General features: G+C 61.9%; 11 protein-coding genes. 3 read left to right on the top strand and 8 right to left on the bottom strand.

Features of this window, described 5'->3' with window-relative positions:
- Positions 1 to 14: 14 nt before the first annotated feature.
- The 5 genes from RIN56_07205 to RIN56_07185 form a co-directional block, all read right to left on the bottom strand.
- Positions 15 to 983, bottom strand: a complete 969-nt coding sequence (locus RIN56_07205) for an aliphatic sulfonate ABC transporter substrate-binding protein (GenBank protein MDR7866594.1) — start codon at positions 981 to 983, stop codon at positions 15 to 17.
- Positions 974 to 1,927 (bottom strand): arsenosugar biosynthesis radical SAM protein ArsS, encoded by a 954-nt coding sequence (gene arsS / locus RIN56_07200; GenBank protein ID MDR7866593.1) that lies wholly within the window; start codon positions 1,925 to 1,927, stop codon positions 974 to 976. The genes RIN56_07205 and arsS overlap by 10 nt, the downstream gene beginning before the upstream one ends.
- 48 nt (positions 1,928 to 1,975) lie before the next feature.
- Positions 1,976 to 2,974 (bottom strand): hypothetical protein, encoded by a 999-nt coding sequence (locus tag RIN56_07195; GenBank protein ID MDR7866592.1) that lies wholly within the window; start codon positions 2,972 to 2,974, stop codon positions 1,976 to 1,978.
- Between the two features lie 21 nt (positions 2,975 to 2,995).
- Entirely contained in the window at positions 2,996 to 3,829 is an 834-nt protein-coding gene (locus tag RIN56_07190; protein MDR7866591.1) for a replication initiation protein, read from the bottom strand.
- A gap of 114 nt (positions 3,830 to 3,943) precedes the next feature.
- Positions 3,944 to 4,651 (bottom strand): DUF1847 domain-containing protein, encoded by a 708-nt coding sequence (locus RIN56_07185; protein ID MDR7866590.1) that lies wholly within the window; start codon positions 4,649 to 4,651, stop codon positions 3,944 to 3,946.
- 200 nt (positions 4,652 to 4,851) lie between these two features.
- On the opposite strand from RIN56_07185, the gene RIN56_07180 reads away from it, so the two are divergent.
- The gene (locus RIN56_07180) at positions 4,852 to 5,805 is read left to right on the top strand and encodes a 1,4-dihydroxy-2-naphthoate polyprenyltransferase (protein MDR7866589.1); all 954 of its coding nucleotides are present in this window, start codon (positions 4,852 to 4,854) and stop codon (positions 5,803 to 5,805) included.
- Here the strand turns inward: RIN56_07180 and RIN56_07175 are convergent.
- Positions 5,776 to 7,206 carry a cytosine permease gene (locus tag RIN56_07175; protein MDR7866588.1) on the bottom strand — a complete coding sequence of 477 codons (1,431 nt, stop codon included), beginning with the start codon at positions 7,204 to 7,206 and terminating at the stop codon, positions 5,776 to 5,778. The two genes, RIN56_07180 and RIN56_07175, sit on opposite strands and share 30 nt — an antisense overlap.
- Entirely contained in the window at positions 7,203 to 8,441 is a 1,239-nt protein-coding gene (gene codA, locus RIN56_07170) for a cytosine deaminase (GenBank protein MDR7866587.1), read from the bottom strand. Before codA ends, RIN56_07175 begins: the two co-directional genes overlap by 4 nt.
- Before the next feature lie 289 nt (positions 8,442 to 8,730).
- On the opposite strand from codA, the gene RIN56_07165 reads away from it, so the two are divergent.
- Positions 8,731 to 9,957, top strand: a complete 1,227-nt coding sequence (locus RIN56_07165) for an OFA family MFS transporter (protein ID MDR7866586.1) — start codon at positions 8,731 to 8,733, stop codon at positions 9,955 to 9,957.
- 130 nt (positions 9,958 to 10,087) lie between these two features.
- A complete protein-coding gene (locus RIN56_07160; GenBank protein ID MDR7866585.1) occupies positions 10,088 to 10,990 on the top strand; it encodes a GGDEF domain-containing protein in 903 nt (300 codons plus the stop codon).
- Between the two features lie 83 nt (positions 10,991 to 11,073).
- Here the strand turns inward: RIN56_07160 and RIN56_07155 are convergent, their stop codons facing one another.
- Complete coding sequence (locus tag RIN56_07155; GenBank protein MDR7866584.1) at positions 11,074 to 13,605, bottom strand: PAS domain S-box protein; 2,532 nt, start codon at positions 13,603 to 13,605, stop codon at positions 11,074 to 11,076.
- Positions 13,606 to 13,647 lie beyond the last annotated feature (42 nt).

Raw genomic sequence — 13,647 nt, 5'->3', positions numbered from 1 at the left:
TTATCTCTCCCGCATCACTTCCGGCGGACGAAAGCCTCGACATCCACCGGATTTTTCAGCAAACCGCCTTTGCGCATAAACGCTTCGGTATCCTTCATATCGGCCACGAACCGATCGGTGATCTTATCGTCGTAATTGAACTTGCCGACAACCTTCGCCAGCAGCGTCTCCGGCATCCTTATATCCTCAAGCAGCAGCTTCTTGCCTTCCTCGGGATGCTGCCTCAGGTACTCGCTGCCCCGCCGGAACGCCTTCAGCACCGCGTCGACCGCCGCCGGATGCTTATCAAGCATCTCGCCGCTCGCCATCAGCACGGCATATGCCTCGTAGATTCCCGTCCCGTCGGCCAGCACCCTGATTTCGCCGGCCTCGCCCAGGCGAGTCAGCAACGGGTCCCACATCACGCCGGCGTCCACGTCGCCGCGCACCAGCGCTGTCGCCAGATCGTCCATCGACATATGGATAAACTGGATATCGTTCATAGCCAGTCCGTTCTTTTCCAGCAGCAGGTGCAGCAGCTTCTGCCCGTACGCCGCCTTGGTCGTCGCCACCTTCTTGCCTTTCAGGGCGGCTATGCCGGTAACAGGGGAATCCCTCTTGACCACCAGCGCCAGCGTCTTGGGTCCCGACGAAGCGACCGCCGCGATCCGATAGTCGGTGCCGGCGGCCCGGCCAATGAAGGCCGGGAAATCGCCCATGACCCCGAAATCGAGATGGCCGGCCGCGAAAGCCTCGCTCACCATCGGCCCCAGGGCGAACGGCTGCCACTTCAGTTTATAGCCCGCTTTGTTCAGTTCCTCGTCGAGTAAGCCCTTCTTCTTCGCCACCCACATATGGGCGTAATGCGGCAGGGGCACGATCCCGATGCGGATCTCCTTACCGGCCGGCTCCGCGCCCGGAGTCTGAGTCGAGCTCTTGCCGCCGCAGCCGCTGATCGCCAGCGCGGCCAACAGCAGGGCTACGATTGCCGACCTCATCCGCATTTGCCAAAACTCCCCTGGCAGCTGCTGCCGCCGCCGGCGGTGCAGGCGAAACAGTGGTCGCCCGCCTGGATGGGCAGCCCCACCAGCTCGCTGGCGCTCACTTCGCCGATCTTGCCCGCCGTCGCCGGGACGCCGAGCGCCTGGTTGAAGTCGCAGTCGAACAGCCTTCCCTGCCAGTCCACGCTTATCTGGCTGCGGCACATCACCTGCGCCAGATTGCGCGCGTGCGAGCTATCGTCAAGCAGCTTGAGATAGCCCGCCAACTGGCCTTGGCCCTCCAAATCGCTGCGAAAACGGCCGATCGGCATATTCGCGATCGTAAACAGGCTATCGAACTTTATCCCGAAAGTTTCGCCCAGATTCTTCTTATAATCGGCCTCCAGCCCGGCCTGCGGTCCCGGCAGGAACGCGCCGCCGGGATTGTACACCAGATGCAGCTTATGCCGCCCAGTGCCGAAACCGAGCGCATTCAGCCGCCGCAGCACCCTGACGTTCTTCTCATACACGCCCTCGCCCCGCTGGGCGGCCACATTATCCTCCAGATAACAGGGCATTGACGACACGATCTCCACTCCCTGACCGGCAAAAAACTCCGGCAGGTGCGTCTTCCCCGCCTCTTCCAGAATCGCCAGATTAGAGCGCACGATAATGCGCTTCACGTTCTTAAGGCGGCGCAACTCACCGATGAAATACGCCAAATTCTCATTCGCCTCCGGCGCCCCGCCGGTGATATCCACATCGATCTCCCCGGCACCCCTGACGAACCGCAGGCAATCGTCCACGACCTCCCGGCTCATCGTCTCCCGGCGGTCCGGCCCCGCCTCCAGGTGGCAGTGGTGGCACCGCAGATTGCACACATACCCCATATTGACCTGCAAAACTTTAAGGCTATCCCTGACCAGCGGCTGTCTTGCTTCATCGACAAATTCCTGAAAACTGCGCATCGTCGCTCCACTCCTTCAGCATCTTTATCCGCATCGGCCGCCTGGCCGCTACCTTCCCCCGAACATCGCCGACGGGCCTTCGAGCGTCTCCCAGCCGGCTTCCTCCTGCAGCGCCCGCGCCTGCTCCACCGTCCAGCCCCGTACCGTGGCCTCGCTTGTGTCGCGCGGATTGGCCCCCCGTTCCGCCCAGAACAGGTTGGCCCCGGCCATGGCGCCCATACCGTTGGGCTCGTGGGTGCCGAACCCGATGGTCTCGTAGCCGCTTGCCAGCCTGACTGCCGCCAGGATATGCGCCATCCGGCCGTAACTCACCGACCCGTGGTCGGTGAGCGGCAGGCCGGGGATGTTGATCCGCCGGCAGGCGGCGCTGTTCACCGGCTTCAGCTCCCTGGTCGTCACCGTCGTCGCCACCAGCTCCTCGACCGTGTGCTCCGGTCCCACCGGCCCCACGCTCGTCCCCAGCAGCAGCCCCGCCTTTTGCGCGGCCTGGATGGTGCGGACCCTCATCCGCGGTTCGATCGCCGTCACCTTGCCCTCGCCGAGGCGCACGCAGTGGTATATGCCGGCGAACCCGGCCTTCTTCAGCGCCCTGGCCCCCTCCTCGTCGAAATCGTCCACATTGGCAATTAGCGGCATCTCCGGCTTCAGGGCGGCGCGCACATCCCTGGCGATCCTGAGGTAATCCGGCAGGGCGACGGCGGCGGTCGCCATCAGGTAAACAGCGTTGGCCCCGGCCGCCTCCAGCCCCAGGCAGGTCTCGACAATCTCCGCCACGGGGTGGACCTTGGGAGCGGGAAAAACACTATGCTTCGCGGCAAACGAGCAATACTCGCAGTTCTTCGGGCACGGGCCGACGTCGATGCCGACCTGGCCGTGCACCTCCGCCTTACCCTTGGCCGACGCCTCGCTCATCTTCCGCGAAGCATACTGCATCAGAAAAGCCTCTTCCGACAGCCAATCGACGCCGAGCAGCTTCCTGATCTCCGCCGGGGTGATCTCGCCGCCGTCGAGGGCTTTATAAACTATCCTTGTAACAATTTTATCCATAATCATCGTTCTCCCGTCTTGTCAGTCGCCCTGCACCGGCCGCTCCTCCGGAGGCGCGAACCTGAACTGGGGCTCCTTCTCCCGCAGCTCGCGGGCCTCATTCCCGGTCATCGCCTCGAACCACACCCCTTCCACCCTGCGGCCGGAAAAGGTCGGTCCGAAGCGGACGGCGATCTCCTCATCCCAATCGTAGATCTCCTGCAACGACGGCTCCAGGACGCGGAGCCTCAACTGCCCGTACGAATAACGGGTATGCTCCAGCGCCAGCAGCCTCATCAGCTCGGGAATGCTGTACTCCACCACCCCGGCCGACTTCCCGGCCCAGATAATCTCGAACACCGCCCTGGTATGTTTGCCCTTGTACTGGATACCCTTCACCAACTGGTATTCGGTATCGCCGGGCGCGATGGCGGCGATCAGCGCCAGTACCGGCGCGGCAAACTGAAAAACAATTTCCCCGCCGCCGAAACCGATCGACTGGAACCATTGCGTCCTGGTCAGCGTTCCCGCCTGCCCGTCGTGCAGCCACACGCCCTTCTTTACCAGCTTCTCAACCTCGCCAGTCAGAAAAGCATAAGGATCGTCGCTCCCGCCCCCGCAAAGCGTCAGGAAATCGCCTGTTTTCATCGCGTAAGCAGTCCGCGTCGCGTCAGGCTTGCCACTGGCGTGGATAAGCGCAATCGCCGCGGTCAGTATCTTCTGCTGAAGCTCGGAAAGAGGATCGCGGCGACCGGTCAGGCCCGCCGCTCTGAGCAGCTGATTGGGCCTCACTTCCTGTCCTCCCGGACGGAGAACGGCGTCGGCAAGCTTCTCGGCCGCCAGCTCCGTCTGTTGCCTCCTGAGACTTATCTCCATCTCCTCACCTCACACCCATTATATAGCAGCAAAGCCGACGATTGCAACTCGAAATTGATTTGCAATCGTCGGCCCAATCACCCGTGGCTCTATTTTGCACTTGGGGTTTTTCCGCTACTCCTTCTTCCCGTCGGCTATCGTCAGCTTCTTCAGCCGGTAAGCCTTGAACCGCTGGTAATAGGAATCGTGGGTATAGATAGCCGCCAGCGGGTTATGTCCCAGCACCCGGTCCTTCACCGCCAGCACGCTCACCATCGCCTTCGAATACTTGATGAACAGCGAATCGTGACCAACGCACAGCCCCAGCAGGATATTAAAATCGGTGCCGGCCGCGTTGAGCACCTCCGCCTGAGCGATCGGGTTGCACATCGTCTCGTACTCGCCGATCATCACCTGCTCCGACGGCTTGATATCGATCTTCCCCTTATTCACGCCGCCGACCTTGCAAATCACCGACACGACCTCCAGGCCGTGTGTCTCGAAAATCTTGCTGACCACCGCCGCTTCCTGGTGCAGTCCGGCGCAGAACGCCAGCCCCAGACGCTTGTAACCCATCTTGTGGGAAAACTCGATTATCTCCTGAATCCTCGGCTTCACCGGGTAAAGATAAGGGGGGTTGGCATCCCGGTCGATATAACACTCCGCTTCCTGCACACTAGCCTGGCGGGCAAACTCGCGGATATCGGACTTATCGTACTCCGCCGCCGCCTTGGCGAGCGCCTCCCCGTACAAAACGGTGGAACAAAACACGGGGCTGTGGCCGCCGGGTTTGCGGCACACCTTGTTAGGCACCTTGCAGGCCGCACACTTTCCTTTGCTCATAATCGTTACCTCCTCACGGATTCTCCGCTTTAATATTGCATCGAATAATAATTTCCCCGGCGCCTGCGCATAATCCTCCATCCCCCGCCCCGATCGGGGAGTGTATGCATGTCCCTTTGCAGGCAGCGCCTTTCCCTGTATAATAAATAGCGAACCTGCGGCACCGGCCGCCGTTCGGAAACCACGGAAGGTGTGCGGCGATGGAACCAAAAACGACAACAAGCCGCGGCGCGGCAGGCGCGCCGCTCAATACCGGCAACAACTGGGGCATCTGGCTCAGACTTACCCGCCCCCACACCCTCACCGCGTCCTTCGTCCCCGTGGCCATCGGCAGCGCCTTTGCGCTCCCCCACGGGCAAAGCCGGTTTTCCCTCTTCCTTGCCATGCTGCTGGCGAGCATGCTTCTCCAGGCCGCCACCAACATGTACAACGAATACTACGACTACCGGCGCGGCCTGGATAACGCCACATCGGTCGGCATAAGCGGCACGCTCGTCCGCGAAGGCGTCGCACCGGACACCGTCCTGACGCTGGCCCGGCTGACGGTAGCGACCGCCTTCCTCCTCGGCCTGTATCTCTGCCAGCAGACGAGCTGGTGGCTCCTACCGGTCGGCCTGGCCGGCGCGGCGGTAGGCTACTTCTACTCCGGCGGACCTTACCCGCTGTCCGCCACCCCTTTCGGCGAAATCTTCTCCGGCGGCACCATGGGGATTGTCATCATCGTCGTCGCCTTCTTTATCCAGACAGGCTTCATCTCCGCCGCCGCCGTCCTCGTGTCCGTCCCCATCGCCATCCTGATCGGCGCCATCCTGCTGTCCAACAACATCCGCGACCTCGACGGCGACAAACTCCACGGCCGGCGCACGCTGGCCATCCTCATCGGCCGCGGACCAGCCACCGCCCTACTGGCGGCCATGTTCACCCTCGCCGACCTCTGGGCCGTCGTCCTCTGGCTCGCCGGCATCGTCGGCCCCTGGGCGCTGCTCGCGCTCGCCAGCCTGCCGAAACAGCTTCAGGCCGCGAGAGGCTTCGCCCGCGGCGGCGTCACCCCCGCGGAGCTCATGCCCGCCATGGTCGCCACCGCCCAGACCAACACCCTGTTCGGCCTCCTGTTCGCCGCCGGGCTACTCGTCCAACACCTGCTCGCCCGGTAACGCCGTGCTCTTCCAGTCGCCGGCGGCGAAATAATACATTATCCCGGTTAGCGCCATTGCCGGGTAAGTCGCGCCAATTGTCGCCATGCACAGCGGCGCCTCCCGCAGCAGCAGGAAGGCGACCACCCCCGCCGCCCACACCGCGGCCGCCCGCGTGTTGACGCCGCCGCCGTACCAGTACCGTCCGTTCTTGTCGTCGATGGCCGCGACATCGTACCGCCTGCGGTTCACCAGGTAATAGTCCGTAATCACGATCGCGAACACCGGCCCGAACACCATGCCGATATATTCGAGGAACAGGATGAACGCGTGCAGGAAGCCGCCCGTGAAAAGCGGCACGGCGGTTACCGCCGCCGCGGCCAGCGTCACCGCCCACAGGGCCGGGATGGCCTTCACCCGCGCCGTCATATTCGTAAGGGAAATCCCGGCCGCCATCAGATTTATCGCGTTGGCCGTTGTGCTGGTAATGATGATAACCAGGAACGCCACCAGCCCCAGCCCCAGTTTGCTCACCACCGTGCTGGGGTCGGCGTTGTTCGGGTCGTAGCTCCCCGTCGCGAGTGCCGCCCCGATCGTTACCACCGTGCCGGTCAGCGCGAACCAAAACAACCCGACATTCGCTCCCAGCATCGGCACCCAGGTCGCCGATGTTTTTGTTTTGCAATAACGGGTGAACTCAGCGATCGCCGGCACCCAGCCCAGGCTGAACGCCGCCATTATGTCCACGGCCGCCCCGAAAGGCAGCTCCTTGCCGGCCGGCGGCCGCCAGGCGACGATCTGGCTGAGCGACACCTGCTGAAAAACCACGACCGTCTCCCACGCCGCCAGCAGCACCACCAGCGCCACGCCGACCCGCTCCACGATCTTCACCGAATTGTGGCCGGCGGCGATCGAAACGAGGTGCAGCACGCTCATGAGCGCGATTCCCGCCAGCATCGTCGTTTCGCCCCCCGGCTCGCCGAGCGCCGACCAGCCCCACAGCTCCTTCAGCACGAAACTCACCGAAACCGCCGCGATATACGTGTTGACCGCCGTCCAGCCGATGAACTGCGTCGTATTCAGCAGCGACGGCAGCATACTGCCCCTGATGCCGAACGCGAACCGCGTAATCGCCATCGTCGACACCCCGGCCCGGAAGCCGATCAGCCCCACCAGCGCCATCACGGCATAGGCGACGGGATTCGCCAGCGCCGTCACATACAGGGCCGGCATAAAACAGGCGGCGGCAACCACCCCGCCCACATACCACGTACCGTTGTTCGCGTTCGCCCCGACCCACGTGGCAAACATATCCCCCGCGCCGATATTGCGGTCCGCCGCCGGCACAGGCTCGACCGCGGCATACTCCTTTGCCGGCGAAGCGCCGATTGCTTTGTCGGCTTCGCCTTCGCGGCCGGTCATCCGATTATCTCCATCTCCGTCTCGGCCGGCCGCCGTTTCACGATAACCCGGCCGCCGCGGATGGAATAGAGCACACAGGCCAGGCTGCGGATCGCCGCAAATTCATCCGCGGCGTCGAGAATAAGCAGATTCGCCGGCTTGCCGGGCTCGATGCCGTAAACGCCGTCCACGCCGAGCACCCGCGCGCCGTTGTCGGTCACCAGATCGAGCGAGCGGACGATCTCCCCGTAGCCCATCATCTGGCAGACATGCAGGCACATATCCAGCTCCCTGAGCGGGTTGCCGGTCCCCAGGGGATACCACGGGTCCATGATCGAATCCTGGGCGACGGCCACATTGATGCCGCTCGCCGCCAGCTCCCTCACCCGCGTTATGCCGCGGCGCTTCGGGAAGGTATCGAACCGTCCCTGCAAGTGGATGTTCTCCGTCGGGCAGGCGACGATGCTGACGCCGGAAAGCTTGAGCAGCCGGAACAACTTGTGCGCGTAAGCGTTATCGTAGGAATGCATCGCCGTCGTGTGGCTGGCGGTCACCCGCGCCCCCATGCCCAGACGATGGGCCTCGGCCGCCACCGTCTCCAGGAAGCGCGAGGCCGGGTCGTCGGTCTCGTCGCAATGGATATCGACCAGCCGGCCGTGCTCGGCGGCGAGGGCCAGCGCGAACTTCACCGACTCCACCCCGTACTCGCGGGTAAACTCATAGTGGGGAATGGCGCCGACGGCGTCCGCCCCCAGCCGCACCGCCTCGGCCAGCAGCTCGCGCCCCTGCGGGAATGACAGTATCCCCTCCTGGGGAAAAGCGACCAACTGCAGCTCGACGAGCCCCCTGACCTCCTCTTTTACCTCCAGCAAAGCCTTGAGGGCCGTCAGCGCCGGGTCGGTCGTATCAACATGGCTGCGGACGAACTGCACCCCATGGGAAACCTGCAGCCCGATAGCCTTTTTCGCCCTCGTCTTCACATCCTCGACCGTAACCGCCTTCTTGCGCTCCGCCCACAGCTCGATTCCCTCGAACAGCGTGCCGCTCTCGTTCCAGCGCGGCTCGCCGGCGGTGAACACGCAATCGAGGTGGATATGAGGCTCCACATACGGCGGGATTGCCAGCCTGCCGGCCGCGTCGATCACCTCTTCTCCGTCGCCGTCCACCTGCGGCGCCACCGCCACGAACATCCCGTCCCGGATGAGGAGCTGCCACAACCCCTCTTTACCCCTCAGCCTGGCATTCTTTACAAGCATAATACCCTCCCGAACACAATTCTGCCTGCCACCCGTTCCGCAGCTTACAGCCCAATAGTGACTAATTACGACATATACGACATATTGGAAATCATCTCCTTCCCGCCGCTCGCACCCGTTCTTCCATGCCGCCCACCCGGCCGGGAACCCATAAGCCGGCAAAAAAATCTTGACGCGACCGCTGAAACCGATAAATAATAAGGTCGAAATGACGCAAACATTCGGCCAAGCGCTCACAATCGCCGGCAAGCCGGCGAAAGAGCAACGACAGCCGGAAAGCAGGACACCCATGCCGCAGAAAACCGACAACTTCCGGCCGTGGCTGGTGCTCGCGGCAGCCACCGGAATCAACCTCATGCTGGGGATCCAGTATTCCTGGAGCGTCATCAAAAAAGCGCTTGTCACCGACTGGCACTGGACGCACGTAGAAGCCTCCCTGCCTTACACCTTCTACACTGCGATCTTCGCCCTCTCCTCAGTCATCGGCGGCAATCTGCAGGATAAATACGGCCCGCGCCGGATAGCCTCCGTCGCCGGCCTGCTGCTGGGCGGTGGGCTCATGGCCTGCAGCCTTTCCACCGACCCGTTGGCTGTAATGATATCCTACGGCATCGCCGGCGCCGGCTCGGGGCTGTCGCTGGCGACGTCGGTGCCGACCTGCGTCAAATGCTGTCCCCCCGGCAAACGGGGCCTCATCACCGGCATCGTCATGGGCGGCGCCGGCATAGCCCCAGCCTACTTTTCGCCGCTGGCCACCTGGCTGCTTGGCCGTTACGGCATCTCCCACACCTTCTTCCTTCTCGGCGCCGGCATCTTCACCGTCATAATAATCATGGCCCAATTTCTCAAGGTCCCCGCCGCCGAAACTCGGCCCCCCCGGACGGCGGAGACCTCCCGTGCGGCGGCATCGCGTCGCCAGACGGAAATCGCCTGGCGGGAGATGCTGAAGCTACCGGTATTCTACAAGCTATGGCTGGCGTATTTCTTCATGAGTTCCGGAGGATTGATGGTCATCGGCCATATCGCCACCATCGCCACCGCCCAGGCCAACTGGGAAAACGGCTTCTACCTCGTCATGCTGCTGGCGGTCTTCAACACCGGCGGCCGGATAACGGGCGGGCACCTGTCCGACAGGTTCGGCCGGCTGCCGACCCTGCGGGCGGTATTTCTGATCGTGGCCGTCAACCTTTTGCTGTTCTCGACCTACACCACCCCGCTGCTGCTGTCCGCCGGCGCCGCGCTCACCGGGATATGCTACGGAGCAGGCGCCTCCCTCGTCGCGCTCATCACCGCCGAATACTTCGGGCTGAAGAACCTCGGCGCCAACTACGGCATAATACTCACCTCCTGGGGCGCCGCCGGGGTGCTGGGCCCCATTCTGGGCGGCCGGGCAGCCGACCTGACAGGTCAATACACCGTCGCCTACCTTGTCTCGGCAGCGCTGCTCCTCCTCGCCTTCCTGCTTGCATTCACGATTAAACCGCCCTCATCCTCCCAAACCCCGGCCAGATTCTAGCTTCGCCCCCCGGCATACAACATAAATCCAACTAAGTGTAGAAGAAAAAATCATTTCCGCGTTATATAATCAGAAAGGCCTTATCATTTTGCTGACATAGCGGACAAACATCGTCGGAGGATGACACACCGTGGACCTTAACAAAAGCAGGGAAGTACTGGACCAGATGTTCGAAGGCGTCTACATCGTCGACAAAGACAGGACCATCCTCTACTGGAATGCCTCAGCCGAAGCGCTGACAGGCTACCCCGCCGCCCAGGTAACCGGCAGACGGTGCGACGACAATCTCCTGCTGCACGTCGACGACAAAGGCAAAATCCTCTGCAACAACAGCTGTCCGTTGACCTTCGCGCTGCAGGAAGGCAAGGTTAAAGAGGCGGCCGTCTACCTGCGCCACGCGCAGGGGCATCGGGTGCCGGTCACCGTCCGCGCCATCCCGCTCAGGGACGAAACCGGCCTTGTCAACTCCACCATGGAAGTGTTCACCCGCAGCGGCAGCGTCACCAGCACCGAACAACTCAAAGACCTGGCCCAGAAAGCCTTCGTCGATTCCCTCACCGGCATCCCCAACAGGCAGTACATCGAAAGCAAGCTGGAAAACCTGCTCGCCGGCGAAGTTTCCGGCGAAAACTCCACCCTCGGCCTCATGTTCCTGGAACTGGCCAACCTGAAGGAAATAAACGACGATTATGGAATGATAACCGCCAACACCGCAATAAAGGTTGCTGCCCGGACAATCGTCGAAAACCTCCCCCCAGGGGATCTGGCGGCCCGCTGGTACGGCGGCCGTTTCCTCATCGTCTCCCGCATGGACACGAAATCCGTCCTGCTCAACTGGGCCAACAAAATCAAGGTCCTCATCCAACAGTCGGTCATCGAAAAGAATGATAATATCCCCCTTAAGGTATGCGTCGGCGGCGTGTTCGCAAAAAAGGGCGACAACGCCAACCTCGTCTACCAGGTGCTGGAAGCTACCCTGAAAAGCAGCGTCACAGCCACCGCCAACATCAACATAAAAGCCGAAGCCTTCTGAACAGTCGCCCCACAACGGCAAAAACCCGCGCTTACCGCGCGGGCTTTATTTATATAACCTGTTTCATCTAAACTTTTGACGCCTCACCGCTGCTTGACGGGCAGCTTGACGGTAAAAGTTGCCCCCGAGCTGCCGTCGCTTGCGACCGAAATATCGCCGTGATGCTTGTTGACGATGATATCGTAGGAAATGCTGAGACCGAGGCCGGTGCCCTGACCGACCGGCTTGGTCGTGAAGAACGGGTTGAAAATGTCTGAGCGGATCTCTTCGGGTATGCCCGGTCCGTTGTCCTCGATATCGCAATACACATACTCGTCGTCGCGGTAAGTGCGGATCTTTATCAGCCCATCCGCGACCGCCTGCTTGCTTTTTACCGCCTGGGCGGCGTTCAGGAGGATGTTGAGCAGCACCTGGTTCACCCGGCCGCCCACCGCCTCGACTGGCGGTATCTCGCCGTAATCCTCCTCCACCGCCGCCACGTATTTTATCTCGTTGCGGGCCACAATCAGCGTGCTCCTGATGCCGGCGTTCAAGTCGTAGTCCTCGAAATATTCCTGGTGATCGACGCGGGAAAACAGCAGCAGCGCCTTGACGATGTTCGCCACCCGGTCGATTCCGTCGCCGGTCTCGGCGAACAGCGGCGTCAGATCATCCAGGATATAGTCAAGCCTGGCCTTCTTCTCCAGCGCTGCGATATCGTTCGCCAGGCTCCGTACACGTCCGGCGTCCCCCGTCAGCGCGCTCCGGCCGATTTCCCGGTAGGCGTCGATTACTTCAGTGATCCGCCCAAGATACTTCTGCAACGTATCGAAATTGCTCACCACGAAGCTGAGCGGATTGTTGATCTCATGAGCGACGCCGGCGGCCAGATGGCCGATACCGGCCATCTTTTCCTGCTGGATGAGGTGGGCCTGCGTCTGCTTCAGCCGCTGCAGCGCCTCCCGCAGTTCGGCGTTCCTCTCCTCCAGCGCCTGTTCCGTTTTCTTCTGCTCGGTAATATCCTGATTGGCCCCATACCACAAAATAGGCCTGCCCGCGGCATCCTTGACGATATTTATCCTCACGACGATCATCCGCACCGCGCCGTCGCGGCGGATGATGCGGTGTTCCAACTGAGTGGAATAGCAGCCGGGACTTTCTAAGGCTCTTTGCACTTCACTTTCTACCAGCCAGGCATCCTCCGGATGGACGAATTCCCTGGCATAATCCTCCGGGGTCATAAACCGGCCTTCCCGGGCCGTATCCGTGCCGTAGATGGCGTAAAACTCGTCGTTGAACTCAAAACTCTGCTTATCCATGCGGAAATGCCACGGCCCGAGGTGCGCCAGCTCCGCCGCCAGCGACAGCGTCTCCCTGCTCACGCGCAGGGCCTCCTCCATCGCCTTCTTCTCGGTAATGTCATGCTGGATGCACAGATAATAGGCTACCTTGCCCTCGGCATTCATGACCGCCGATATCGACGCCAGCACCCAGAAAAGCTCGCCGTTCTTTTTCCTGTTGCAAAACTCCCCGCGCCACTCCTGCCCTGCCTCGACGGTCGCCCACACCTCGTTGTAGTAAGTGTCCGGGTGGACGCCCGATTTCAGGCAGTCGCGCGGCGACATGCCAATGACCTCCTCGGCCGCATAGCCCGTCACCTGGGCGAACTTGGCGTTGACGTAAGTAATCCTGCCGCCCGTATCGGCGATCAGCACGATGCCGGGACTCTGGTCGACCGCCTGGGACAGCGTGCGGATCTTCTCCTCCGCCAACACCCGCTCGGAAATATTTTCCGAAACCTCCACAACCGCCACGACCGTCCCGTCCTCGTCCTTGATGGGCGACGCTATCAGCCTGATGTATTTCTCGCCGCCCTCACGCGGCACCGTGTAGACGCTCTCGTGAGCCTCGCCGTCCAAAAAGGTTTGCTTCACCGGGCAGGTTGGGCAGACATTCGCTTTTACGTGACTGAAAGGCACATAACATTGCGGTGTCCGGGAAAAATCCACGTCCGGGAATAGCTGCCGAAGATACTTATTAGCCGCCAGAATCCTCATCGCGGGATCGATGACGACCATACCGAAACTAACACTGTCCATGACAGTCTTCATCATGACCTGCGACTTCTTCAGCGCCTCTTCGGCCCGCCGGCGTTCGCCGATCTCCTGCTGAGCCGCAGCATACAGGCGGGCGTTTTCCAGCGCCAGCGACGCCAGATCCGCGAAATTGGCCAGCAAATCGAGCCCGTAATTGTTGAACGCCGCCTTTTCCGCGGAAAGAAAGCTGATAACGCCGATCACCTTCCCCGCCGACTTAAGCGGAATCCCCATGATCGCCTCGATCCAATCGAAGCGGGGGTCGGTGCTGCGCTGCGCCCACTGACGGTAGTTATTCACCACCAGCGGCTCGCCGGTCGCCAATATCTGGGCGCTCATACCGACGCGCGCGGGAAAAGTCTGGCCGTCGAACCCCGCGCACGCGCCGGTGCCGGCTTTCACCGCAAGCTCCTCCCCGTCGTCGCTCAGCAGCAGCACGAAGGCATTATCCGTGCCGGCCAGCGCTGCCGCCCGCGTTGCGATCTGTTCAAGCGTCCCGTCGATATCCCGTTCCGGAGCGATCATCCCTCGTCCCGCCATAGAGAAGCCTCCATTTCTCCGCCGCTTACGAATCGCCGGTCA

Source organism: Sporomusaceae bacterium, from assembly GCA_031460455.1.
Classification (GTDB): Bacteria; Bacillota; Negativicutes; order Sporomusales; family UBA7701; genus Anaeroselena.
Note: the sequence above shows the minus strand (reverse complement) of the source record. Positions and strands in the feature narration are given on the sequence as shown.